The following is a 23,827-nucleotide window of genomic DNA, read 5'->3' on the forward strand; positions in this document are numbered from 1 at the left end:
GTGGCTATGCCGGTGAGAACCGGCATAGCCACTCACGAGCTTTTAGGCCAGCCGCTCCAGCACCATCGCCATCCCCTGCCCGCCCGCCGCGCACATCGTCTCCAGCCCGAACGTCGCGTCCCTGGCTTGAAGACCGTGCAGCAACGTCGTCGCCATCCGCGCCCCCGTCGAGCCGAACGGATGCCCCAGCGCGATCGCCCCGCCGTGCACGTTGACTCGGTCGATCTCCAGTCCCAGCTGATCGACGCACGGCAACACCTGCGCGGCGAAGGCCTCGTTCATCTCCACCAGGTCAATGTCCTTAACGGACAGTCCGGCCCGGCTCAATGCCTGCTGGCTCGCCTCGACCGGCCCGAGCCCCATGATCTCCGGGCTCAGCGCGGACACCCCGGTGGCCACGATCCGCGCCAGCGGCTGGATCCCCAGCTCCCGCGCGCGGACGTCACTCATCACGACCAGCGCGGCCGCCCCGTCGTTGAGCGGACAGCAATTCGCCGCGGTGACCGTCCCATCTGGACGGAACACCGGCTTCAGCTGAGACACCTTCTCCAGCGTCACACCCGCTCGCGGACCGTCGTCTGTGGACACCACGGTGCCGTCCGGCAGCGTCACCGGCGTGATGTCCTTCTGCCAGAACGCTCCCGCCTTTTCGGCAAGGTTCTGGCTGCGCACCGCGAACGCGTCCTGGTCCGCCCGGGACACTCCACAATGGTCAGCAACGTTCTCGGCGGTCTCGCCCATCGCGATGTAGACGTCCGGCAGCGCACCGTCCTTACGCGGGTCTGTCCACTGCAGACCGCCACCAGCGCGTTTCTCCGTCACCGCCATGGCATCGGCGTACAGCGGATTCTTCGTGTCCGGCATCCCGTCGGCTTTGCCTTGGGAGAACCGGGAAACACACTCCACGCCCGCTGAAACGAACACGTCGCCCTCACCGGCGCGGATCGCGTGCATCGCCATCCGCGTGGTCTGCAGCGAAGACGCGCAGTACCGGTGCACAGTCGTACCCGGCACCGCGTCGAGACCGAGCCGCAGCGCGACCATCCGGCCGAGGTTGTACGCCTGCTCGCCAGCCGGTTGCGCGCAGCCGAGCATCAGGTCGTCGATGCGATCGACCTCCGGGACCGCCGCCAGCGCGGCTTCGACCATCTGCGCGGCGAGGTCGTCCGGCCGCAGGTCTTTGAGCGAGCCCTTGTATGCCCGCCCGATCGGCGAGCGGGCGGCGGAGACGATCACGGCTTCGGGCACAGCTGGGTCCTCCTCAGGCATTGGGGGTGTGCTGGAGGAAAGCGGGCCATTCGCCGCCTCCGTCCACATTGAGCACTGCTCCGCTGACGTGGCTCGCGAGCGGCGAAGCCAGCAGCAAACACGCTTGGCCGACCTCGGCCGGCGACGCGAACTGTCCACGCGGGATAGTCCGGGCGACCGCGTCGCGCTGTGCCGGATCGCCGTAGTGGTCTTCGGAACCCGGCGTCTCGACCAACCCGCAACTGACCGCGTTGACCCGCACCTGCGGCGCCCACTCGACCGCCAGGCTGGTCGTGAGACTCTCCAACGCCGCCTTAGCCGCGCCGTACACCGCAGTGCCCGGACTGGCCCGCCGCGCCGAAATCGACGTGACATTCACCGCCGACGCCCCTGGTGTCTCGCGAAGAATCGGATACGCCGAATGCAGCACGTACGCCGCGGCCAGGAAGTTGAGATCGTTGATCTTGCGATGAAACCGCGGCGAGGCATCCGCGAACTGCGCGAACGGCGCGCCGCCCGCGTTGTTGACCACGACGTCCAGCCGCCCGTGCCGCTCGCCGATCGCCGCCAGCCACTCGCTGACCTGCTCCGGCTCCCGCACATCGACCTGCGTGAACCGCGCCTTCCGCCCGTCCACCTCGCGCAGCTTCTCGGGCTCAGTACGCCCGCAGATCTCGACCTGAGCCCCTGCCTCGAGGAACGTCGCCACGATGCCGTCGCCGACGCCGCGCGCTCCGCCGGTGACAAGAACGACGCGATCGGACAGGTCGAAGCTGACAGGCATGCTGCTCCTTCTCGCCGGGAGCGCTCAGCTTACCAAACAAATGCTAGGTTGAGGGCGAGGAGGTTTTCCATGCCACAGGACGCAATCCGCCGGGTCAGCATCATCACCGGAGGCGCGCTGGGAATCGGCGGGGCGACCAGCCGCCGCCTGGCCGCGCGCGGAGACCTGGTCGTGCTGAACGACATCGATCCCGCCGCCGCTGCTGACACTCAGGCCGCGATCAAGGCGGCTGGCGGGGTGTGCGAAACGGTCATCGGCGACATCGTCGCGGACGAGGTGGCCGATTCCGTCACCGCCGCGGCGTTACGCCTCGGCGACGGCCGGATCGACGTCCTGGTCAACAACGTCGGCGATTTCCGTCCCGCTTCCCGGGATTTCCTGCACAGCACCCCGGAACAGTGGGCGCGGCTGCACGAACTGAACCTGCTGCACGTCTTCAAGCTCACCCACCGGGTGCTGCCGCACATGATCTCGCACTCCGCGGGCGTCATCGTGAACAACTCGACGGTGGAAGCCTTCCGCGGCATCCCCGGGCACGCGGTGTATTCCGCTTACAACGCCGGGGTTTCCGCCTTCACGAAGAGCCTGGCCGTCGAGGTCGGCCGACATGGTGTCCGGGTGAACGCGATCGCGCCGGACCTGGCCGACAGCCAGCAGACGCCCGCCGCGGCGATGCTGCGCGACAACGACCCGTCCGCGATCGAGACATGGGTGCCGCTGGGCCGGTTCGGGCACGTGGACGAGTACGCGAAGGTGATCGAGTTCCTGACGACGGACGCGGCTTCCTACGTCACCGGCCACACGATCCCGGTGGACGGCGGGACACTGGCCGCTTCGGGGTGGTACCTGAGGACTAACAGGAAGGGGTTTACGAACTTTCCCCGGGAGGTGTGAGGGCGAGCCCTATCCTCAGCCCGGTGCGATGACGCGCTGAACGCTGTCGCGGAGCAAGGCCCGGCGTTGCTCGTGCAGTTCCGGAGGCTCCTGGTCGCTGGCGGCGTAGACGTTGCTGACCGGAGACCAGGCCATCGACATCGCGATGACCATGGCCATCAGGTCGAACGGATCTCCGGACCGGACGGCGCCCGCGGCTTGCGCGTCGGCGATCGCGCGCAGTTTGGCCTCGTCGAGGCGATCGCTGTCGCCGACGAGGTGCCCGGTCGGCTGCCGTTCCAGCCGCGCCCAGGTGGCCAGCCGGATGAGGTCGGGGCGACGGAGATATTCGTCGTAGAGGCGGACCGCCCAGCCGGCGAGGTCGGCGGCGTCGATCGGCACGACGGTCATGATCCGCTCCAGCGAGGCGGAGAAAATGGCGTCGAACAGCCCTTCTTTGCTGCCGAAGTAGCCGTAGAGCTGCGCCTTGTTGGTGCGGGCGGCAGCCACGATGCGTTCGACGCGCGCCCCGGCGATCCCGTGCTCGGCGAACTCCTGGGTCGCCACGTCCAGGATGCGCTGCCGGGTGACGGCGCCGCGCGAGGTCAGCGGCTTGTCTGCCATGCCGGGCACGATAACAACAGACCAGTCTGTTTGCCGAATCGGCCCGGTCCCGCTACCGTCGCAATAGACCGAACAGTCTGTTTGTTGAGGAGCGACCATGCGGACCACTCTGGGCTGGCAAGCCGGCCGCGCCGGGACCGCGTTGCGGCGGACGTCGCTGCGCCGCCGGGACCTGCGGGCCGACGACCTCGCCGTTCGCGTGGACTACTGCGGCGTCTGCCATACCGATCTCCACGCCGTCCGCGCCCACACCGGCGAGACACCGTTGGTGCCGGGCCACGAGTTCACCGGCGTGGTGACCGACATCGGGCACGAGGTCACCCGGTTCGCCGTCGGGGACCAGGTCGCGGTCGGCAACATCGTCGACTCGTGCGGCGCGTGCGCGATGTGCGAGGCAGGACAGGAAAACTTCTGCCACGAGTTCCCCACCCTGACCTACGGCGGCACCGACCGCCGCGACGGAACCACCACGCTGGGCGCCTTCTCCCGCGAGTACGTCGTCCGCGACAAGTTCGCCTACCCGGTCTCCGCCGGACTCGACCCCGCGGCCGCCGCTCCCCTGCTGTGTGCCGGGATCACCGTCTGGGAGCCGTTGCGCACCCTCGGAGTCGGGCCCGGCACCCGGGTCGCCGTGGCCGGACTGGGCGGACTCGGGCATCTCGCCGTCAAGCTGGCCGTCGCGCTCGGGGCCGACACCACCGTCATCAGCCGGTCGGCCGACAAAGCCGCCGACGCCCGCCAGCTGGGCGGCCACGACTTGATCGTCTCCACGGACCAGCGCCAGATGACCGCGGCCCGGGACCGGTTCGACGTCGTCATCGACACGATCGCCGTCCCGCACGACGTCTCGCCCTACCTCAAGCTCGTCGCCCTGGACGGAACCCTCAGCCTGGTCGGGCATCTCGGCACGGTCACCGTCGAGGCCACCGATTTGCTGATCGGACGGAAGAACCTCAGCTCCGCGGGCAGCGGCGGCCGTCCCGCGACCGCCGCGATGCTGGAGTTCTGCGCCCAGCACAACGTCGCCGCCGACATCGAGATCCTGCCGTCCGCACGCGTCAACGAAGCCCTAGACCGCCTGGCGCGCAACGATGTCCGCTACCGCTTCGTGCTGGACATGTCCGACCTGCCGCAGCAGGGGCCGCTCAGCCCACGTACCCCGCAGGCTTCCCCCAGTCCGCACTCCGGGTCGTAGTCCGGTCCACCAGCACGCACCGCGTCCCGGTGAAGTTCGTCGGCATGCATTTGTTGCAGTGGATGCACAACGACGGTGTCTCCGGCTCGGCGGCGATCCGGTTCACCAGATCCGGCTCCCGCAGCAGCGCCCGGCCCATCGCGACGTACTGGAAGCCCTCCCGCATCGCCAGGTCCATCGACGCGCGGTCGGTGATCCCGCCGAGCAGCACCATCGGCAGGCTGACCGCGGCCCGGATCTGCCGGGCGTCTTCGAGCAGAAACGCGTCCCGGTAAGGGTATTCGCGGATGAACCGCTTCCCGACCGCCTGCACGCCCAGTTTCAGCGGCTGCGGCATGACCGCCGCGAACTCGCGGACCGGTGCGTCGCCTTTGAAGAGGTACATCGGGTTCAGCAGCGACGATCCGGCGGTCATCTCAAGTGCGTCGCAAGTGCCGTCGGCTTCGAGCCATTGCGTCATCGGGATCGCCTCGTCAAGCCAGAAACCGCCGGGGGCGCCGTCGTCCATGTTCATTTTCACGATCACCGCGATCCGGTCTCCGACCGCGTCGCGCACCGCGCGCATCGTGTCACGCGCGAGCCGGGCGCGGTTTTCCAGCGAACCGCCGTATTCGTCGGTGCGGTGGTTAAGCTTGGGGCTCAGGAAGGAACTGATCAGATAGTTGTGTCCTAAGTGGACTTCGATCGCGTCGAACCCGCATTCGATCGCGCGCCGGGCAGCGTCCGCGTGAGCGCGTTTGACGCGTTCGATACCGGCGTGGTCGATTTCCTGCGCGAAACTGAGCGTCGTCTTGTGGAAGTACCGGCTCGGCGCGAGCGCGGGAAGCCCATTGCCCTTCGGATTCGCGACCGGCCCGCCGTGCCCGATCTGCGCCGAGATCGCCGCACCCTCGGCGTGCACCGCGTCGGTGAGCGCGCGCAGCCCGGGCAGGGCTTCGTCGGCCCAGTAAATCTGATGCCGGTCGGTGCGGCCTTCCTTCGCGACCGCGCAATAGGCGACCGTCGTCATCCCGACGCCGCCCTTCGCGTAGCCGACGTGAAAGTCGACCAAATCCTGGGTGACCCGGCCGAGATGGCTGAGCCCCTCGTAAGTCGCCGCCTTGACGACGCGATTGCGCAACTGCACCGGCCCGAGCCGAGCGGGAGTCAGCGGATCGGGCGGGGTGGTGGTCGTGGTGGTCACGTTGTCACGGTAGGAAACGGAAGGGTCGGCCCGCTCCGGCGATCTCGGTGACTGGGAGGCCTGGACCGGCGAGCTGACAGGAGAGGAACTCTTCGATACGGCAACGCCGCACGACGAAGTGGCGCTTACAGTACACTTTGCAGTTGTGTTGCCATGACCACCCCCTGCCGGGCGCGCGAACATCGCCACCAGACGCAGCACAGGCATGTCTTTTTACGAGTTGGCGCAAGCCATGGGCAGTTTACCAGAAAATTCCAAGCTGGCCACCAACATCACCTTGTCCAATGCACGGCCTAATGCGGCGCGATCAACCACCGGCAACTGAACGGCGTGGTCACCAGTTGGCAGCAGGACTGCTTTGAGCTGCTGCACAGCTTCACGACCCGAGTTGCTTGCACGAATTTCAACTGCCACAACTTTGGAAAGAAGATCTAGCCGAGCATTTTGATACTTCTCAATAACCGATTCGCTTGGGCGACGCACACCGCCTCCGCCTTCAGGGATCGAAGACTCTCTCACTTCCATGAAAACATGAACGGACCTAAATAGATTTTCATACGCCTCAATAACGTCTTTTTTGCAATTTTCGGAAATATTTATCTTGATGCTGGCCTGTAGCTGTTCGAGCACCGCCCCACAGTTGGCTGACACCCTCAAGCCTTCTGCCCGGGAGCGCAACGACTCCGAAAATTGTTGCAACAAACACTGCCGGCCCAGCCCACCGAGTCACGGATCCCCGAGCACGGGTCGTCTTTGCCTTGGAGCCACAGGGCCGCACCGTCGACAAAGCTGACGCCGCGGAGGCCGTCCCCGAGCGAGGCGAACTCATGGGCTCGCCGTTCGTTGGTTGATCGCTCACAAGCGGAGCACTCTACCGCCCGAAGGATCGGAGCCAACAAGGGTTCTAATGTGCGAATTTCGTGTTGAACCCATCCACAGCACGCCGAAAACAGCAAAATGAACAGCCGGAACAAGGCGGCCTGATCGTGAAACCATTACCGCCGGGAAAGTGAACTTGCCGGAAAGTAACGTCCTGTTGCATCTTGGGCCGCCCCTCGACGACCTGCCCAGTCGAACCATTCTAGCTCTTGACGGCGCCCCTTGGCCTCTAACAGGCATAAACACTCATAGGGTCTGCCCCGGCCAGGGAGCCGACTCCTCCAGCTGCGCCGCCAACGACAACAGCAGCCCCTCCCGCCCCAAATCCGCCGCGAACTGCACCCCCACCGGCAGCCCGTCGTCATCCCGCCCCAACGGCAGCGAGATCGCAGGCATCCCCGTCACGTTGAACACGCTCGTCCACGCCGAAAACGCCCCCGCGTGCTCGTAGATCGACGCCGGATCATCCGTATCCAGCAAGCCCAGAGGCGGCGTCGGCAGAGGCAGCGTCGGCGTAAGCAGCACGTCATAAGACGTGAAGACCGTACCCATCTCCCACCCGATCTCCTGCGCCCGCCGCAGGGCGCGGTGGAGTTGGTTGGCGCTGAGGCCGCGGTAGTGGTCCAGCAGCAGCTCGGTGAACGGCTCGACATCGCCCGGCTGGAGGTCGCGGCCCAGTTCGGCCAACCGGTCCTCGACGATCACCACCAGGTCCGCGCCCATCAAAACCCCGCCCGTAGTGCGGACTTCTGGGAAATCGAACGGGGCCACGGTTTCCTCGACGTGGTGGCCGAGTTCCTCGCACAGTTTTGCGGTCTGCTGCACCGCGGCCACGCAGGCGGGATGCGGGTCGACGCCGGTCCGGGCCTCGGTGGCCATGCCGATGCGGAGGCGGCCGGGGGCGCGGCGGGTCGCGTCCAGGAAGGTGCCGGACGGGGTTGGGGCGGCGAAGGCTTCACCTGGGAGTGGTCCGGCGATCGCGTCCAGCAGGGCGGCGCTGTCACGGACAGTCGTGGTGACCGCGTGGGCGACGGACACTGGGGCGGCGAGGGTGCCGGAGTCGGGCGAGCCGGTGGTGCGGCCGCGGCTGGGTTTGAGGCCGACCAGACCGCACATCGCGGACGGGATGCGGATCGAGCCGCCGCCGTCGGTTGCGTGGGCGGCGGGGACCAGGCCCGCGGCTACGGCGGCCGCGGAGCCGCCGCTGGAGCCGCCGGGTGAGCGGGACTGGTCGTGCGGGTTTCGGGTCGGGCCGTGCAGTCGTGGTTCGGTGCTCGCGTTGAGGCCGAATTCGGGCGTGTTGGTGGTGCCCAGGACGACCAGGCCGGCGCGTTTGTAGCGGCGGATCAGTTCGCTGTCCACAGTGGACACAGCGGAGGCGAACAGGCGGCTGCCCTGGGTGGCGGGGAGTCCGGCGATTTCCGTGCCGAGATCCTTGACCAGGAACGGGACTCCGGTGAGCGGGCCGTCCGGCAGGCCGGCGTCGATTTCGGCGAGGGCGGCTTCGAAACGGCGGCCGACGACGGCGTTGAGCTGCGGGTTCGCGTGCTCGATACGGGCGATCGCCGCTTCGGCGGCCTCTCGGGCGGACAGGTCGCCGCGGCGGATGGCGGCGGCGGTATCGAGGACAGAAAGCACAGCGAGGTCTCCTCAGAAAGGGCTCAGCCGAAGAAGGCTTGTCCGCCGTCGAGCGGGACGGTGGCTCCGGTCAGATAGCGCAGATCGGACCCGACCAGCGTGACGACGGCGCGGCCGATATCCTCCTCGCATTCACCGATCCGGCCCATCGGAATCGTCGAGACGAATTCGGCGGCCTCTTCGGGATTGTGTTCGGTCCACCATTTCAAGCCGGGCGACAACGCGTGCGGCGCGATCGCGTTGACCCGGATTCCGTCGCGCGCCCATTCCACGGCGGCGGTGCGCGACAGCGAGCGCAAGGCTTGTTTCGCTGCCGCGTAAGCACCGTAGGTGGTGGGATCCCAGCGCACCATCGCCGAGGTGACCAGGTTGATGATCGACGCGTCACCAGCCGCTTTCAGGTGTGGGTGAGCGGCTTTCATGAAGGCGAAAGCTGCGAACGGGCCGGTCGAGAAACCGCGCGTGAAATCCTCGTCGCTCATTTCCAGCAAGGGACCGAAAGCGCCGGAGTAAGCATTGTTGACCAGGATGTCCAGCCGGCCGAATCGCGCAACAACGTCGCCGACCACACCCGGAATCGACGCGGTATCGGCAACATCGCATTCGAACGGTTCCGCGGTGGCACCCCGCTCGCGCAGGAGGCGGCAGGTCTCGTCCAGTTTGCCGCGCGTCCGCCCGAGGACCGCGACTGACGCGCCCTCCCCCGCCAGCGCCAGCGCGATTCCTTGGCCGACGCCCTGTCCGGCGCCAGTCACCAGGGCCACCCGGCCCGCGAGCGTGCTCATCGGCCTCCTTCGTCAGCAACCGGTCGCGCCACATGCTTGGCCACGAAAATTCCGTCCGCGGAAACACAAACCTGACCGTCGGCGAGAATCTCGCCGGTCGTGTGGATCCGCCGGCCCTCGCTGGATTGCTGCCGCGCACGCACGGTCAGCTCCTCGAACAGCGGGGTCGTCCGGTGGTAGCGGACGCTGAGGGTGCCGGTCATCCCGTCCGGCCCCGGGCCCCAGCTGTTGGCGACGCCGAGCGCGTGATCCAGCAGCAGCGCGGAAATCCCCCGTGCACGCAGCCGGGCGGGCCCTGATACGGCAGGCCGAGCGTCACCGTGCCGGTCACCGATCCGTCCGGCAGCCCGTGCAGGTGCAACGGCGGCGCGAGCGCGTTTTCCGGGCCGGTGACGGGATCGTGCCGAGGCCGCCCGGCCCACATTCCGACGAACCGCTCCTGGCGCTCCGGCGCGTGTTCTTCCAGCTGGGCGGCGATCCGGTTGAGGTCGCGGGCGATGTCGGACATCGGCGCGGCGCTGTCCGCACCAGCGTGCAGGAGTGCGTTGACGACTCGACGCGCGGCCGCGGCGGCAGCGTCGATGCCGTCGTCATTCGGGACCGGCGACAAGGGAACGTTTTCGGCGTAAGTCGTCATCAGTAATGCGCCGCCGGGCGGAGGGTCGCCTCGGCGCCGCCGTCGACGTAGACGACCTGGCCGGTGATGTGCGTCGTCGCGGCGTCGGCGAAGTAGGCCAGCACCCGCGCGACGTCCTCGGCGGCCGCGTAGCCGTGCAGCGGCATCGGGACGGCCTTGTCCATCACGGCTTTCATCTGCGGGTTAGCGAAAAGGTCGTCGGTCATCGGCGTCCGGACGACGCCGGGCGCGACCACGTTCACCGCGATCCCCGCGTCGGCCCAGCCGGCCGAAACGGACGTCCGACGCGCCCATTGCGCGATCGCGGACTTCGACGACGGGTACAGCTGGAGCGCCCGGTTGTCCGCGATCGCCTCGCGGGCGGCGGTCAGCGCGGCCTGCTCGTCGCCGCGCAGGCACGCCTCGACCACCGCCGGGTCGTTCGGCTGGGTACCGGAGATCGAGCCGACCAGCACGACGCGCGGGGCCTCGGATTTCGCCAGCAGTGGCTGCAGGGCTTCGATGAATTCGGTGCTGCCGAAGAAGTTCACCGTGACCATCGCTTCGCCGGGATTCGACGTCCCGGCGCAGGTGATCACCGCGTCGACGTGCCCGGTGCGCTTGCCGACTTCTTCGGCGGCGGCAAGCCGGCCCTGCGGGGTCGAAAGGTCCGCGTCGACGTCACTGCCCGCAAGGTCGACGCCGAGGACCTGGTCGCCGCGCTCGGCGAGAAGGCCGCTGAGCGCCGCACCGATCCCCGAACTCGCTCCGGTTACGACGACGGTGCGCGGCATGACGGCCTCCTGAGGTGGGATTCGGGATCGGCCGCGACGCTACGGTGACTCCGCCCGGCACGACGGGCTGATCCCGGTCACCGGGAGAAACCGGGTCAACGCCCCAGTTCGGCCAGCAGCAACCGGCACGCCAGCACCGTGTCCGCCTCCGCCTCCTCGGCGGTGATGTGCCCGTTGAGCTGCGAAGTCAGCACGCCGTACCAGGTCTGCTCGATCAGCCGGACCAGACGGCGGTCGTGGTCGCTGGGCTCGGCCACCCCGGCGACGCGCAGGATCAGATCGCCGAACTCGACCGTCGCGGCCATGTTCGGCGACTCCCCCGCGACCGTCGCGTTGTTCGACTGCAGCATCGCCTGCGCGAGCCGCGGCCGCTCCAGCAGCCGGCGCGCCGCGTCGACCAGCACGCGCGCGACCGCCTCGGCCGGTTCCTGGCCGGGCTCGACCGGGACGCTGTTGCGGTCCAGCTGTTCGACCTGGCTGTGCAGCAGCGCGGTGAACAGGATCGTCTTCGACGGGAAGTACCGGTACAGCGTGGCGATGGCGACGCCGGCGTCGCGGGCGACGTCGAGCATCTGGATCCGGTCGAGGCCGTGCTCGGCGCCGTGGTCCGCGGCCGCTCGCAGGATGCGCCGGTAGCGCTCCTGCTGCGCGGGCGAACTCGGCGTGGCCGGCGCCCGGTTCTCGGCGACTCTCGGCACCGCGACTCCTCCGCTCGTGATCAGGTCATTCTCGCGCACGATCCTCCCACCGGGCGCCGCCGCTACCGGTGAGTGGGATGACCGCGGCCCGGCGCGCCGCGGATGCGGTTGGCTCGCCGGGTCGCGACGACTTGGAGGACTCATGGCTTTCGACGACCAGTTCGACGTGGTGGTGGTCGGGTCCGGCGCGGGCGCGCTGACCGGGGCGTATCTCGCCGCCCGGGCCGGGCTGCGCACCGCGGTGGTCGAGGGCGCGGACCGGCTCGGCGGGACGTCGGCGTACTCCGGCGCGGCCTGCTGGCTGCCCGGCACGCAGGTCCAGCAGCGGTTCGGCGTCGCGGATTCCACCGCCGCCGCCCGCGAGTACCTGCGCGCGCTGCTCGGCGAGGACCGGACCGGGCGGCAGGAGGCGTTCCTGGCGAAGGCTCCGGAGCTGGTCGCGGCACTGGAGGCGGATCCGGCGCTCGAGTTCGAATGGCGGGCGTTCCCGGACTACTTCGACCGGCCGGGCCGGGTGCCCGGCGGACGCTCCTTCGTACCGGTCGACCTGCCGCTTTCCGAACTGGGCGAACGCGCGGAGCTGGTGCGTCCGCCGGTGGACCGCGACCGCGCCGGCCGCGGGCACCGCGACGCCCCGCTCGACGGCGGCCGCGCGCTGATCGGCCGGCTGCTGCTGGCTTTCGACGCGACCGGCAACGGCACCGTGTTCACCGGAACGCCGGTCGAGGAGCTGGTGGTCGAGGACGGCCGGGTCGTCGGGGTCGGGCCGCGGCGAATCGGGGCCACCTACGGCGTGCTCGTCGGCGCGGGCGGGTTCGAGCGGAACGCTGAGCTGCGGACCCGGTCCGGCGTCCCCGGGTCAGCCACGTGGTCGATGGCTCCCGCGGAGACGAACCGGGGCCAGGTTCTGGAGGCGGCGATCGCGCTCGGCGCGGCCGTCGACCTGATGGACGAGGGCTGGTGGTGCCCGGGAATCGCGATGCCAGACGGCGGCGCGTCGTTCACGCTCGGCTTCCGCGGCGGGATCGTCGTGGACCGCGACGGACGGCGTTACGCGAACGAATCGCTGCCGTACGACCAGATGGGCCGCGAGATGGCCGCCGATCCGGAGCGGCGGGTCCCGTCGCACATCGTGTTCGACAGCCGGGAAAACGGCCGCCTGCCCGCCATCGCCCTGCCGGGCGGACGTCCGGACGACCATCTGGCGGCGGGCACCTGGGTAGAAGCGGACTCGCTGGAGGAACTGGCAAAACTGCTCGGGGCCCCGGAACTGCCCGGCACGGTCGCCCGGTTCAATTCCTTCGCCGAAGCCGGGCACGACGCGGATTTCGGCCGCGGCGAGGACGAGTACGCCCGGCATTTCGCGAATCCGGTGCTGGTCCCGGTGGATCGCCCGCCGTTCCGCGCGGCGCGGCTGGTGCTGTCGGACTTGGGGACGAAGGGCGGCCTGATCACTGACCCGGACGCGCGGGTGCTGCGCGCGGACGGTTCGGCCGTCGAAGGCCTTTACGCAGTCGGCAATTCGGCGGCGTCGATGACCGGCGGCTACTACCCAGGGCCAGGGATTCCGCTGGGCACGGCGATGGCGTTCGCCGCCCGGGCGGTCGACGATCTGGTGGCCCGAGCCGGAAAGTGAGCCGGGATTTTTGAGGAACGATCGTTCTTGACTGATCGTTCCTCAAAACGCTATCGTCGGGACATGGGCAGGCGAAGGGCGTTCGACGAGGACGAGGTGGTGCGCGCCGCCGTGGGGCTGTTCGGCGGCCGCGCTTACGACGGGGTGTCGGTCGACGACCTCGTCACCCATCTCGGCGTGCACCGCAATAGCTTGTACAAGACGTTTGGCAGCAAGCGCGGTCTCTACCTGGCCGCGCTGCGCCGCCACCTCGCCGACGACGTCCAGCCCTTGGCCGAAGCGCTCTCCGCGGCGACGGACGCCGCGACCGTGCTGCGGCTCGTCGCGTCGGCCGACCTCGGCCTGCTGCTGCTCGCGGCGGTCGAACGAGCACCGGCCGACGAGGAGGTGGCCGCCGAGGTCACCGAAGCACTGGCCGCGCTCGACCAGGCGATCGCCGACGCGCTCGGCATCTCCACCGCACTGGCCGCCGCCCTCACGGCCGCCGCACTGGGCCTTCGCCTGCGCAACAACCCCGGCGACCCCGCAGAAGCGCTGGCCCGCCGGCTCGATCCCCTTAACTGACAAGGAAAAGACATGGCACTGGTCACCATCGACGGCGGCAATCTCGTCGTCGTGATCGAAGGTCTCGACAAGCTCTGGGCCTTCAAGAGCAGCCTCACCATCCCGCTGGCCAACGTCCGCGGCGCGACCGCGGACCCCGGCATCGCCGCCGACCCCAAGGGGATCCGCGCGCCCGGCGCCCACGTGCCCGGCGTGATCACGGCGGGCACGTTCCACCTCGACGGCGAAAAGGTCTTCTGGGACGTCAAAGATCCGGCGAAGGCCGTCGTGCTCGAACTGGCCGACGAGCGCTACGCCCGCCTCGTCCTCCAGGTCGACGACCCGCGCGCGACCGTCGCATTGGTCGAGAAGGCCCTGCGCTGATGCTCTCCCACCTCGCGGCAGTCGCGCTGACCCTGGCCACCCCCGTCGCGGCGACGCCCGGTCTCGTGCCCGCCGCCGACCGCGAAGTCGTCTTCACTGTCGAGGGGACGACGACGTACGGCACCCTGCATATTCCCGCGCACTGGGCTGGCCAACGGCTGCGCGCCGCCCTCCTGCTGCCCGGCAGCGGCCCCACCGACCGCGACGGCAACCAGCCGCGCCTGACCCCGAACACCCTGGTACAGGTGGCTGACGCACTCGGCCGCGACCGGGTCGCCACGCTGCGGTTCGACAAGTACGGCACCGGGCGCACCGGGCTCGGCGCGTACCACGACCATCCCGAAACCCTCGACTATCCAGCGTTCGTCCGCCAGGCGAAAGCCGCCTACGAGACGTTGCGCGAGCAGCCGGAGACGGCTCCGCGCGCGATGACCGTCGTCGGGCACAGCGAAGGCGCGATGACCGCGTTGCTGCTCGGCGGCACTGTCCACCCTCGCCCGACCGGCCTGGCACTGCTGCAACCACAGGCCCTCCGCCTGCTGGACCTGGTCGCACTGCAGCTGCACGGACAGATCGCCGAGGCGGTCCGGCAGGGCCAGCTGACTCCGGAGCAGCAGCGGACCATCGACACGGCGATCGACGCCGCCATCACCGCCCTGCGCGAGCACCGGCCGGTCGACCCCACCGGCCTGCCGCCCGCCGTCGCGCAGCTTTTCCAGGGCTTCCAAGGGCAGAACGGCCGGTTCGTGGACAGCGACGACGCCGTCTACCCGCCGGCCACCGCCGCAGCGTTGCGACCGGGGACCAGGGTGCTGCTGACCTGCGGCACGAACGACACCCAAGTCCCTTGCGCCACAACGGATGCCCTCACCGTCGCCCTGCGCCGCGCGCACGTCGGCGGACCGGGCCGGGTGCCGCTGCCGGGAGTGGACCACCTGCTGCACGACGCCGAGCACCCGGACACGCCTGCCCCTGCCGTGCTCGACGCCCTGCATCGGTTCGCGGGGCGCTGAGGGGGTCGTGAGTGGCGATCGCGGTTCTAACCGGGATCGCCACTCACGACGCTTCACTTGGGCGGTGTGAACGCAGCCAGTTGCTCGGACCCAGACCAGTCGTGCCCCCAGTAACTGTCCCGCGTGATCTCCTCCGCCGTATAGAACCGCTCGTCCACCAGCATCCCCTCGCAGCCGTACTCCAGATCCCACCCGCCAGGAGCCCGGACGTAGAACGACACCATCTTGTCGTTCGTGTGCCTGCCCAGCGTCGAGGACACCGAGAAGCCGCGCTTGCCGACCTCGTCCAGTGCGCGGCCGACCGCGTCCAGGGAGTCGACCTCGACCATCAGATGCACCAGGCCCGGCGGTTCGCCGTGCGGGGCCGGGCAGATCGCGAGGCTGTGGTGGCGCTGGTTGACGCCCATGAACCGCACCCGGCGCGGTTTCTGGTCCGGGGCCGCGCCGCCCATCGCGACCGCGCCGCGCGGGAGGAAGCCGAGCACCTCGGTGTAGAACGTCTCGACCTCGGCGAAGTTCGTCGTCGGCAGCACGACGTGGCCCATGCCCTGCGCGCCGGTCACGAACCGCTGGGTCCACTTCGTGCGCACCGGATCGTGGTCGAGGACCGGGCCGAAGAACACCTCGACCGGGGTGCCGGACGGGTCGTCGAAGGTGATCGCCGAATCGACCCGGCGTTCGCGGCATTGCTGTTCCGACAACACTTTCACCGCCGTTCCGGACGCCTCCACCGCGCGTCCGACCGCGGCCAGCGCGAACTGGTCGCGCACCTCCCAGCCGACCGCGAGCACCCGGTCGTCCTCGCCGGGCAGCACGATCAGCCGCGCCTCGCGTTCGTCCATCCGCAGGTACAGGCCATCGGCGACCAGGCCGGACGTTTCGGCGAAGCCGAGCGCCTCGACGGTCAGCTCCCGCCAGCGCTGCAGGTCGCGGCTCTGCACCCGGAGGTATCCGAGCCCTCGGATCTCGGTCATAGCGAAACTCCTTGCGGGGTAAGAGAAGTCAGATCATGGAGAGCATCGGGCCGGGCGGCGGCTCGACGTCGAGGTCGGTCAGCGCGGACGCGTGGAAGACCGAACCGGGCACGTGGATCGCGTGCGCCAGGCCCATGTGGCCGTCGCGCCAGAACCGCTGGATCGGGTTGTCCATCCGCAGGCCGTTGCCGCCGCTGCGGGCGACCACCTCGTCCATCGCCCGCACCGCCCGCCACGCCGCGGCCACCTGAGTACGACGCGACGCGGCACGGTCGGCCAGCGTCACCGCCTCCCCCGCCGCGGCCTTGTCGTAGAACCGGGAAACGTTGTCTAGCATGGCGATTCGCGAGGCTTTGATCTCTTCCGCGGCAGCGCTGATCGCGAACAGCACGTACGGGTCGTCTTTCACTCGCGTACCAGTAATTTGCACGCGCGTGCGCTGGTAAGCCAGATGCGCGGCCAGCGCGCCTTCGGCGATGCCGATCACCGCGGACGTGATGCCGAGCGGGAAAATCGTCGTGAACGGGACGCCGTACGTCGGGTTGGTGCGGCCGGATTCGCGCAGCGCGCTGCCGTCGGTCATCCGACTGAACGGCACCGCGCGGTACTCCGGGATAAACGCGTCCTTGACGACGATGTCCTTGCTTCCGGTGCCGCGCAGGCCGACGACATCCCAGGTGTCCTCGACGATTTCGTAATCCGCGCGGGGAAGGATCACGTGGTAGTTCCGGGGCGGCTGCACGACATTGCCGTCTGAGTCGCCGAGGAAACCGCCGAGGAAAATCCAGTCGCAGTGGTCGGTTCCGGACGAGAACTGCCACCGTCCATTGAAGACATACCCGCCGTCGACCGGTTTCAGTACGCCCATCGGCGCGTACGGCGAAGCGATCCAGGCGTCGTTGTCGGCACCCCAGATTTCTTCCTGCACCCGACGGTCGCAAAGCGCCATTTCCCACGGGTGCACGCCGACGATGCCGGCGACCCAGCCCGTCGAACCGTCGAGCGACGCCAGCCGCATCACCGTTTCCGCGAATTCGCGCGGATGGGCTTCCGCGCCGCCATAATCGGCGGGCTGGAGCATTTTGATCGCGCCGGTTTCCCGGAGCATCTTGGCCGCTTCGTCGGCGAGCCTGCCGAGCCGCTCGTTCTCCGGCCCGAGCGCGGCGATCTCGTCCGCGCGGTCTTCGATCGCGGCAAGAGCGGGATGGGTCATGGCGCTTCCCTTTCTCCGGTCCGGATGCGGTCCCGGCTGCCCCGAGCCTCCCAGCGGAGCACGCGAGCGCGCGGGCACGCTCCCGGTCAACGGGATCAGGGCCGCGCCACCCTGCTCCGCACCACCTTTCCGGTCACGTTGCGCGGCAACGGTTCCGTCCCGATCCGCCAGCGCGACGGGACCTTGAAGTACGCCAGCCGCTCGGCCGCGAACGCCCGCAGCTCCGCCTCGCCGACCTCCGCCGAAACCACCACGACCGCGGCCACTTCCTGGCCGAGGTCGGCGTGCGGCACGCCCAGCACGATGCATTCCCGCACCGCCGGATGCTCCGCCAGCACGTTCTCCACTTCGGCCGGATAAACGTTCTCGCCGCCGTGCAGGATCAAATCCGAACGCCGCGCGGTAAGCCGGAGCTGTCCGTTCTCGAGCACGCCGATATCCCCGGTGTGCAGCCATCGATCGTTGTCAAGAACGGCCGCCGTGGCTTCGGGGTCTTCCCAATAGCCGAGCATCGTGAACGGGCTGCGCACGCAGATCTCCCCTGCGCTACCGTCCGGCAGCACCTTGCCGAACGCATCCCGGATCTCCAGCTCCACCGTCGCGATCGGACGCCCGACGGTTCCCGGCGAAGCGGCCAGATCAGCTGAAGCAGCAACGGAAATCGCCGTGGACGATTCGGTCAAACCGTAGCTGTCGACCAATCCCTGTTGTGCCGCTGGCAGTTCCGCACGCAGTCGTTGCTGGAAAGCGGGAGAAGACGGCGCGGCACCGAGAGTGAAAGCGGTCAGCGAGGAAAGGTCGTAGCGGGCAAGGTTTCCGTGTTCCAGCAGCCGATGCGCCATGGTCGGCACGACGCCCCAGTTCGTCACCCGTTCCGCCTCGACCAGCCGCAGCACGCGCTCCGCGTCGAAACCTCCCTGGTGCACCACCACCGTGCTGCCGTCGGCCAACCTGGGCACCACCAGGTTGTGCAGTCCGGCGATGTGGAACAGCGGCACGCCGAGCAGATACCGCCGTGCGGACGGCTCCGTCGGGTCGCCGAGCACGCGGGCGATTTCGCTGTTGAGCCGGTGAAACTCGATGACCGACGTCAGATTCCGGTGCGTGTGCACCGCGCCTTTCGGCCGCCCCGTGGTGCCGCTGGTGTAGAGGATGACCGCCGGATCGTCCTCGGCAACCGCACACGAAGGCAGCGGTGCATCCGGCGTCCGTGCCAGCCGGGGGATGTCCTCCTCGACAGTCAACACCGGAACGCCATCCAGCAACGCGGCCCGCTTCGCGTCGGCGACTACCAGTGACGGCCGCGTATGCCCGACCGCGTACTCCAGCTCCGGCCGCGACCACCACGCGTTGTAGCCGACCACGATCGCGCCCAGCGACACCGTCGCCCAGAACGCGACCACCCACTCTGGACTGTTCGCTGCCGCGATCGCGACCCGGTCGCCCTTGCGAATCCCGTACTCGTCGCGCAGCGCACAAGCCACCGACGCCACCTGACGGGCATGCGCGGCGAAGGTGATCCGCCGGTCGGCAGTCACCAGGTACTCGCGCTCGCCGTGCCGCGCCGAGGCCGCCAGCACCTCCCCCAACGACCGCGCACGATGGGCGAAGACGGTCATCGGCACGCCCAGCACGTCTTCGGTGCGCAGTTCGCACGGCCCGCCGGGTGCGGTCAATGCCTGCCGAGGATCAGCGGAGAGGCTCATCAAGGTCTCCCTCCTCGCGCACCGGTGCGGGCGTGATTGTGCCTGCTCACCGCCGTATGCGCCGGGGCGATTCCAGTGACCGGGACCGGCTCAGAGGAACGCCGGCTCGCCGTACGCGCCCTGCCGCAGCAGCCCGGGCGACTCGGCCCGGCCGTCGAGGATCCGGTTGGTGCGCCGGGTGACCTTCCATCCTTCTTCGGTGCGGGCGAGCGCCCAATGGTTGGCCGTGGCGCGCCGGACGACGAAGCTGCCGTCCTGATGCACGACCATCAGCGAGTGGCAGACCGCGATCGCCGTGTCGCCGTCGACGGTCACGTGCGGCGGGCCGACGAAATGCGCGCACCCGCCGGAGATCCAGCCCTGATGCGCACTCGACCGCACCATCCGGGCCAGTTGTTCCCGGCCTTCGAGGTAGACCTCGTCGATGTCGTACACGCCGTCTTCGGTCCACAGCGCGGCAACGTCCTCCGCCGCGCCGGCGTCGGCCAGCGGACCGTACGCGGCGATCAGCCTGCTGATCTCGCGTTCGTCCTCCAGCCGCGCGAGCCGCGCCTCCAACTGGGCGATCCGGTCCACTTCAGACCTCGCTTCCTAGCTCGGCGAGCGCTTCGAGCTGCTCGCGGTAGTGGTCAGCGGACTTCGCGGCGACCCGCACGCTGATCGTCGTCGCCCCGGCCTCGACTACCCGGGCCAGCCGATCCCGGCAGGACGCCGCGCTCGGGTCCAGCGGCCGTCCGGGCGACAGCACGACCTGGAAGCCGTCCGGCAGCTCGACCGTGCCGAGCATCCGCCGCAGTTCGTCCAGCGAGAGTCCGAACGGGACCCAGCCGTCGCCCAGTTCCGCCGCCCGCCGGAGCGAGCGCTTGCTTCGGCCGCCGATCCACAGCGGGACTTTCGCCTGGACGGCGTGCGGTTCGACGATCAGCCCGGCGAAGTCGTAGTGCGGCCCGTGGTACTCCGGCAGCCGCTGTGACAACGCGGCCCGCAGCGCCCGCAACGCGTCGTCGGCCCGCTCGCCGCGCTGCTCGAACGGAGCGCCCAGCAGGTCGAACTCCTCCCGCAACGACCCGACGCCGAGGCCGAGCACGAGCCGTCCGCCGCTGACCGTGTCGAGCGTTCCGTAGCGTTTCGCGATCTCCAGCGGATGGTGGTAGCCGAGCACGAGCACCTGCGTGACCAGCCGGATCCGCGTGGTGCGCGCGGCGAGGAAACCGAAGGTGGCGAGCGGATCCCAGTACGTCGAGCCGCGCTGCTCCGCGACCGGGACCGGCACCGCGACGTGCTCGCTGCAGGTCAGATGGTGGAAGCCGAGCCGGTCCGCGGTCTCCGCGATCCGTGCCAGGTCTTCGATGCCCGCGGTGTCCTCCCAGGCGTTCGGATCCCCCGGCAGCCGGGTCACCACGGGGCTCACGAGGCCGATGTCCACACCGCCATGCCTACCGGCCCCCGCACCGGCGCGAGCGCGTTCTCCCGCTGATCGGGAGCTGTGCCGCAGTCGTGACCCGCCGCGAGGTTGACGCTGCCCTGGCCACCCCTTACCGTCAAAACTAGAAATGATTTCAATTCGTCCGCGAGGAGCACAGCATGACGGTTGCCGCGATCGAAACGGGCCCGCTGAGCACGGACGACGCGCCGGCCCGCAGCCTGCCGCCGTCGATGGTCGAGCGGATGACGCTGATCCTGGACGCCTTCGACGCGCCGAGCACCCGGCTCACCCTCGAGCAGGTCGCGCGCACGACCCACCTCCCCCGTTCGACCGCGCACCGCATCCTCGACCAGCTCGTGCGGCTGAAGTGGCTGTCGCACTCGTCGTTCGGGTACGCGCTCGGCAGCCGCGCGCTGAACCTCGGCGGCACCGGCGGCAACCACCTCGAACTGCGCGAAGCGACCGCCGCCGTGCTGCACGAACTGCAGCTGCGCACCGGGATGGTCGTCCACCTCGCGATCCTCGACGGCGGCGACGTGCGGTATCTGGACAAGGTCGGCGGCCGGTTCGCCGCGGTCGTCCCGTCGCGGGTCGGCGGCCGCGCGCCCGCGCAGTGCACCGCGCTCGGCAAGGCGATGCTCGCGTGGCTGCCCGCCGAACAGGTCGAGGACCGGATCATGCCGGTGCCCGGCCGCCAGACCAGCCGGACGATCTGCGATCTGGTGACGCTGCACCGCGAACTCGGCCGGATCCGCGACCGCAACGGCCTCGCCTTCGAACGCGGCGAGTGCTTCTCGGACATCGCCTGCGTCGCCGCCGCCATTCGCGGTCCGGAAGGGCCGGAGGCGGCGATCTCCCTGGTCGGCGACGCGCACACCGCGCTGGAACGCGTCGCGCCGCTCGTGGTGGTCGCCGCGCGGCAGGTCACGCAGGAGCTGTACCCGATGGTCCGGCTGCGCACGGCCGAACCCGCCTGGAACTGACTGTCCACAAAGGAATTAGCGTTATTGTTCCGCCTCGCTGAAGCGGGGCGCTGGAAGGAGATCCGACGATGACCACAGTGGAGCCGGACGAAGTCCGCGTGATCGAGGCCGGCGCGGCGCCCACGCGGTTCGCCCGCGGCTGGCACTGCCTCGGGCTGGCCGAGAGCTTCGCCGACGGGAAGCCGCACCCGGTCACCGCCTTCGGGCAGAAGCTCGTGGTGTTCGCCGGCAGCGACGACACTGGCGGCAAGCTCAACGTGCTCGACGCGTACTGCAGGCACATGGGCGGCGATCTGTCGCAGGGCACGGTCAAGGGCAACGAGGTCGCCTGCCCGTTCCACGACTGGCGCTGGGGCGGGGACGGCCGCTGCAAGCAGATTCCGTACAGCCGCCGGGTTCCGCTGCGGGCCCGCACCGCGGCGTGGACGACGATGGTGCAGGACAAGATGCTGTTCGTCTGGAACGACCCGGAGGGCAATCCGCCGCCGCCCGAGGTCGTCATCCCGCGCATCGAGGGCGCCACGCGCGACGACTGGACCGACTGGAACTGGTACGAGACGCACGTCGACACGAACTGCCGCGAGGTCGTCGACAACGTCGTGGACATGGCGCATTTCTTCTACGTGCACTTCGCTTTCCCGACGTATTTCAAGAACATCTTCGAGGGGCACGTCGCCACCCAGCTGCAGCGCGGGTCCTCGCGCGAGGACGTGCGCCCGCCCGCGAAAGAAGGGCAGCCGAAGGCGCTCGGCAACACCTCCGTCGCCTCCTACTACGGGCCGTCCTTCATGATCGACGAGCTGACCTATCACTACGAGGGCATGGACATCGACGCCGTCCTCATCAATTGCCACTACCCCGTAACCGCGAATTCGTTCAAACTGCAGTACGGGATCATCGTCAAACGCACGGACCAGCTCTCCGCCGCCGAGGCCGAGGAGACCGCCCGCAAAATGGGCGACTTCATCCGGATCGGCTTCGAACAGGACGTGCAGATCTGGAAGAACAAGACCCGGATCGAGAACCCGCTGCTGTGCGAGGAGGACGGACCGGTGTACCAGCTGCGGCGCTGGTACGAACAGTTCTATGTGGACGTCGCGGACGTCACGCCGGAGATGACCGAGCGGTTCGAGTTCGAATTGGACACCGCGAAGCCGAACGCGGCGTGGCGTGCGGAGGTCGAGGAAAACCTCAGCCGCCGGGCCGGCGTCTGATGGCGGTCCGCGTCGACAACCGGCTGTCAGACGAGCCGATGCGGCCAGTCCAATGTGGAACGTGCGAGGCCTGGCTGAACGTGCGCAAGAGCAGCTGGCACCAGACCAGCATCCAATGGGACACGGCGGCTTCCGCGCGGTGCACCGAGCGGCAGGCCTGTGCTGAGGGGCTGTTCCGCGGCTGTCATGCCTTGAGTGCTTCGATCGACCGGGCGGTCGCGGACGGAGGAATTCCGGTGGCAGGCGAATGATCGGCAACTATGGCCCGTGGGCGGTCATCGCAGGCGGCTCGGAAGGGGTCGGCGCGGCTTTCGCGGAGCAGCTCGCCGACTCCGGGATCAATCTCGTCCTGATCGCGCGCAAGCCTGAACCATTGGCCGATACCGCGGCTTCGGTTCGTGCTCGGGGCGTGGAAGTCCTTACCGTGCAGGCTGATCTGCTCGATCCGGAATCGCTCTCGGCCATTCGCGAAGCGACGGACGGGCTTGAGGTCGGTTTGCTCATCTTCAATGCCGGAGCGAACAGTTACGGGCATGAGTTCGTGACCGGTGATCTGTCGCGGGTGCGCGGGGTGATTGATCTGAACATCACCGCGCAGCTCGCGATGACGCACCATTTCGGGGCGCTGATGGCTGCCCGAGGGCGCGGCGGGATCATCCTGGTGGGCTCGCTGGCCGGGTATCTGGGGCAGGCCGAGATCAGCGTTTATTCCGCGGTGAAGGCGTTCAGCCGGGTATTCGCCGAGGGATTGTGGCTGGAGATGCGGGAACGCGGCGTGGACGTGCTCGAACTGGTGCTGGGCGTGACCCGGACCCCGGCGATGGAACGGGCCGGGCTGGCGTTCGACCTGCCGGGCCTGAACGTGGCCGAACCGGAGGACGTCGCGCGAGAAGGCCTGGCACACCTCGCGGACGGCCCAGTCTGGGTCGCTGGCGGAAACCTCGCCACCGCGGAAAAGCGGAGCGGCTTCCCGCGCGCGGCCCTCGCACTCGCCGCCCACGAAGCCACGCGGAACCTGCTCCCGCCGCGCTAGCGTTCCGTGAAGGACTCCTTGAGGGAATCGGACTCAAGGCGGCCCTGCGGGTGCGTGGGGAGCGCGCCTGCCCAGGTCGAGAAGGCCGGACCGACTGCCGACATCCGGGCCGGGCGGGCGGGAGCGCGGCGTGCGGTCTGTGAGGGGCACCTTCAGGGAATCTGATTCCCATGCCGAGGACTTAAGCCCGGCGATCCCGGCCTGCCGACCGTCGACAAAGGACGCCAACCTCGGCGAAACGCCCCATTGATGCCCATCTGACCGTGTCTGCGGACCGCAACCCCTGCCCGCGCCGATCCTGACAGGAGCCGCGCCGACCTGCGAACATGGGCAGGAAGGCGTCGATCGGGCATTCCACAGGGGCGAGCGTCCTGTGTGGACAGTC

General features: G+C 69.0%; 25 protein-coding genes. 9 read left to right on the plus strand and 16 right to left on the minus strand.

What is annotated here, in order from left to right; all coding sequences use genetic code 11:
• Window positions 1–42: 42 nt before the first annotated feature.
• Together RPX00_RS43090 and RPX00_RS43095 are read right to left on the minus strand one after the other, a co-directional pair.
• Window positions 43–1,248 (minus strand): acetyl-CoA C-acetyltransferase, encoded by a 1,206-nt coding sequence (locus RPX00_RS43090; RefSeq protein ID WP_406634510.1) that lies wholly within the window; start codon window positions 1,246–1,248, stop codon window positions 43–45.
• A gap of 13 nt (window positions 1,249–1,261) precedes the next feature.
• Window positions 1,262–2,032, minus strand: coding sequence for an SDR family oxidoreductase (locus RPX00_RS43095; protein ID WP_406634513.1), 771 nt, complete (start codon window positions 2,030–2,032; stop codon window positions 1,262–1,264).
• A 69-nt stretch (window positions 2,033–2,101) separates the two neighbouring features.
• Between RPX00_RS43095 and RPX00_RS43100 the strand changes: the two genes are divergently transcribed.
• Complete coding sequence (locus RPX00_RS43100; RefSeq protein WP_406634514.1) at window positions 2,102–2,926, plus strand: SDR family NAD(P)-dependent oxidoreductase; 825 nt, start codon at window positions 2,102–2,104, stop codon at window positions 2,924–2,926.
• Between the two features lie 15 nt (window positions 2,927–2,941).
• On the opposite strand, the gene RPX00_RS43105 is transcribed toward RPX00_RS43100, so the two are convergent.
• Window positions 2,942–3,529 (minus strand): TetR family transcriptional regulator, encoded by a 588-nt coding sequence (locus tag RPX00_RS43105; RefSeq protein WP_406634517.1) that lies wholly within the window; start codon window positions 3,527–3,529, stop codon window positions 2,942–2,944.
• A 97-nt stretch (window positions 3,530–3,626) separates the two neighbouring features.
• Here RPX00_RS43105 and RPX00_RS43110 point away from each other — a divergent pair, with 97 nt between their 5' ends.
• Complete coding sequence (locus RPX00_RS43110; protein ID WP_406634519.1) at window positions 3,627–4,724, plus strand: NAD(P)-dependent alcohol dehydrogenase; 1,098 nt, start codon at window positions 3,627–3,629, stop codon at window positions 4,722–4,724.
• On the opposite strand, the gene RPX00_RS43115 is transcribed toward RPX00_RS43110, so the two are convergent.
• The 8 genes from RPX00_RS43115 to RPX00_RS43150 all read right to left on the minus strand — a co-directional run bounded on the left by RPX00_RS43115 (window position 4,675) and on the right by RPX00_RS43150 (window position 11,317).
• A complete protein-coding gene (locus tag RPX00_RS43115; RefSeq protein ID WP_406634521.1) occupies window positions 4,675–5,907 on the minus strand; it encodes an NADH:flavin oxidoreductase in 1,233 nt (410 codons plus the stop codon). The genes RPX00_RS43110 and RPX00_RS43115 overlap by 50 nt on opposite strands.
• A 213-nt stretch (window positions 5,908–6,120) precedes the next feature.
• Complete coding sequence (locus RPX00_RS43120; RefSeq protein ID WP_406634523.1) at window positions 6,121–6,537, minus strand: hypothetical protein; 417 nt, start codon at window positions 6,535–6,537, stop codon at window positions 6,121–6,123.
• A gap of 495 nt (window positions 6,538–7,032) precedes the next feature.
• Complete coding sequence (locus RPX00_RS43125; protein WP_406634525.1) at window positions 7,033–8,424, minus strand: amidase; 1,392 nt, start codon at window positions 8,422–8,424, stop codon at window positions 7,033–7,035.
• Between the two features lie 23 nt (window positions 8,425–8,447).
• Window positions 8,448–9,209: an SDR family NAD(P)-dependent oxidoreductase gene (locus tag RPX00_RS43130; protein ID WP_406634527.1), complete on the minus strand. Its 762-nt coding sequence runs from the start codon at window positions 9,207–9,209 to the stop codon at window positions 8,448–8,450.
• A complete protein-coding gene (locus RPX00_RS43135; protein WP_406634529.1) occupies window positions 9,206–9,412 on the minus strand; it encodes a hypothetical protein in 207 nt (68 codons plus the stop codon). The genes RPX00_RS43130 and RPX00_RS43135 overlap by 4 nt, the downstream gene beginning before the upstream one ends.
• The gene (locus tag RPX00_RS43140) at window positions 9,409–9,846 is read right to left on the minus strand and encodes a hypothetical protein (protein WP_406634531.1); all 438 of its coding nucleotides are present in this window, start codon (window positions 9,844–9,846) and stop codon (window positions 9,409–9,411) included. Before RPX00_RS43140 ends, RPX00_RS43135 begins: the two co-directional genes overlap by 4 nt.
• Window positions 9,846–10,619 (minus strand): SDR family oxidoreductase, encoded by a 774-nt coding sequence (locus RPX00_RS43145; RefSeq protein ID WP_406634533.1) that lies wholly within the window; start codon window positions 10,617–10,619, stop codon window positions 9,846–9,848. Before RPX00_RS43145 ends, RPX00_RS43140 begins: the two co-directional genes overlap by 1 nt.
• Window positions 10,620–10,714: 95 nt before the next feature.
• Window positions 10,715–11,317: a TetR/AcrR family transcriptional regulator gene (locus tag RPX00_RS43150; RefSeq protein WP_406634535.1), complete on the minus strand. Its 603-nt coding sequence runs from the start codon at window positions 11,315–11,317 to the stop codon at window positions 10,715–10,717.
• A 142-nt stretch (window positions 11,318–11,459) separates the two neighbouring features.
• On the opposite strand from RPX00_RS43150, the gene RPX00_RS43155 reads away from it, so the two are divergent.
• The 4 genes from RPX00_RS43155 to RPX00_RS43170 all read left to right on the plus strand — a co-directional run bounded on the left by RPX00_RS43155 (window position 11,460) and on the right by RPX00_RS43170 (window position 14,893).
• On the plus strand, window positions 11,460–12,953 hold the full coding sequence (locus RPX00_RS43155; protein ID WP_406634537.1) for an FAD-dependent oxidoreductase: 1,494 nt from the start codon (window positions 11,460–11,462) through the stop codon (window positions 12,951–12,953).
• Between the two features lie 63 nt (window positions 12,954–13,016).
• Entirely contained in the window at window positions 13,017–13,517 is a 501-nt protein-coding gene (locus RPX00_RS43160) for a TetR/AcrR family transcriptional regulator (RefSeq protein ID WP_406634538.1), read from the plus strand.
• Window positions 13,518–13,529: 12 nt separating this feature from the next.
• Window positions 13,530–13,880: a hypothetical protein gene (locus RPX00_RS43165; protein WP_043835659.1), complete on the plus strand. Its 351-nt coding sequence runs from the start codon at window positions 13,530–13,532 to the stop codon at window positions 13,878–13,880.
• Complete coding sequence (locus RPX00_RS43170; RefSeq protein WP_406634541.1) at window positions 13,880–14,893, plus strand: alpha/beta hydrolase family protein; 1,014 nt, start codon at window positions 13,880–13,882, stop codon at window positions 14,891–14,893. The genes RPX00_RS43165 and RPX00_RS43170 overlap by 1 nt, the downstream gene beginning before the upstream one ends.
• A gap of 53 nt (window positions 14,894–14,946) precedes the next feature.
• Here the strand turns inward: RPX00_RS43170 and RPX00_RS43175 are convergent, their stop codons facing one another.
• From RPX00_RS43175 to RPX00_RS43195, 5 genes are all read right to left on the minus strand, one after another.
• A complete protein-coding gene (locus tag RPX00_RS43175; protein WP_406634543.1) occupies window positions 14,947–15,867 on the minus strand; it encodes a VOC family protein in 921 nt (306 codons plus the stop codon).
• Between the two features lie 28 nt (window positions 15,868–15,895).
• A complete protein-coding gene (locus RPX00_RS43180; protein WP_406634545.1) occupies window positions 15,896–17,080 on the minus strand; it encodes an acyl-CoA dehydrogenase family protein in 1,185 nt (394 codons plus the stop codon).
• Between the two features lie 95 nt (window positions 17,081–17,175).
• Entirely contained in the window at window positions 17,176–18,786 is a 1,611-nt protein-coding gene (locus RPX00_RS43185) for a class I adenylate-forming enzyme family protein (protein ID WP_406634547.1), read from the minus strand.
• Between the two features lie 90 nt (window positions 18,787–18,876).
• A complete protein-coding gene (locus RPX00_RS43190) occupies window positions 18,877–19,362 on the minus strand; it encodes a nuclear transport factor 2 family protein (protein WP_406634549.1) in 486 nt (161 codons plus the stop codon).
• Window position 19,363: 1 nt separating this feature from the next.
• Window positions 19,364–20,212 (minus strand): LLM class F420-dependent oxidoreductase, encoded by an 849-nt coding sequence (locus RPX00_RS43195; protein WP_406634551.1) that lies wholly within the window; start codon window positions 20,210–20,212, stop codon window positions 19,364–19,366.
• 158 nt (window positions 20,213–20,370) lie between these two features.
• Here RPX00_RS43195 and RPX00_RS43200 point away from each other — a divergent pair, with 158 nt between their 5' ends.
• The 3 genes from RPX00_RS43200 (at window position 20,371) to RPX00_RS43210 (ending at window position 23,442) form a co-directional block, all read left to right on the plus strand.
• Window positions 20,371–21,195: an IclR family transcriptional regulator gene (locus tag RPX00_RS43200; RefSeq protein WP_406634553.1), complete on the plus strand. Its 825-nt coding sequence runs from the start codon at window positions 20,371–20,373 to the stop codon at window positions 21,193–21,195.
• A 68-nt stretch (window positions 21,196–21,263) separates the two neighbouring features.
• Window positions 21,264–22,409 carry a Rieske 2Fe-2S domain-containing protein gene (locus tag RPX00_RS43205; RefSeq protein WP_406634555.1) on the plus strand — a complete coding sequence of 382 codons (1,146 nt, stop codon included), beginning with the start codon at window positions 21,264–21,266 and terminating at the stop codon, window positions 22,407–22,409.
• Window positions 22,410–22,656: 247 nt separating this feature from the next.
• A complete protein-coding gene (locus RPX00_RS43210; RefSeq protein ID WP_406634557.1) occupies window positions 22,657–23,442 on the plus strand; it encodes an SDR family NAD(P)-dependent oxidoreductase in 786 nt (261 codons plus the stop codon).
• Window positions 23,443–23,827: the final 385 nt, after the last annotated feature.

The sequence above is a fragment of the Amycolatopsis sp. WGS_07 genome, assembly GCF_045278895.1.
In the GTDB taxonomy this organism is placed as follows: Bacteria; Actinomycetota; Actinomycetes; order Mycobacteriales; family Pseudonocardiaceae; genus Amycolatopsis.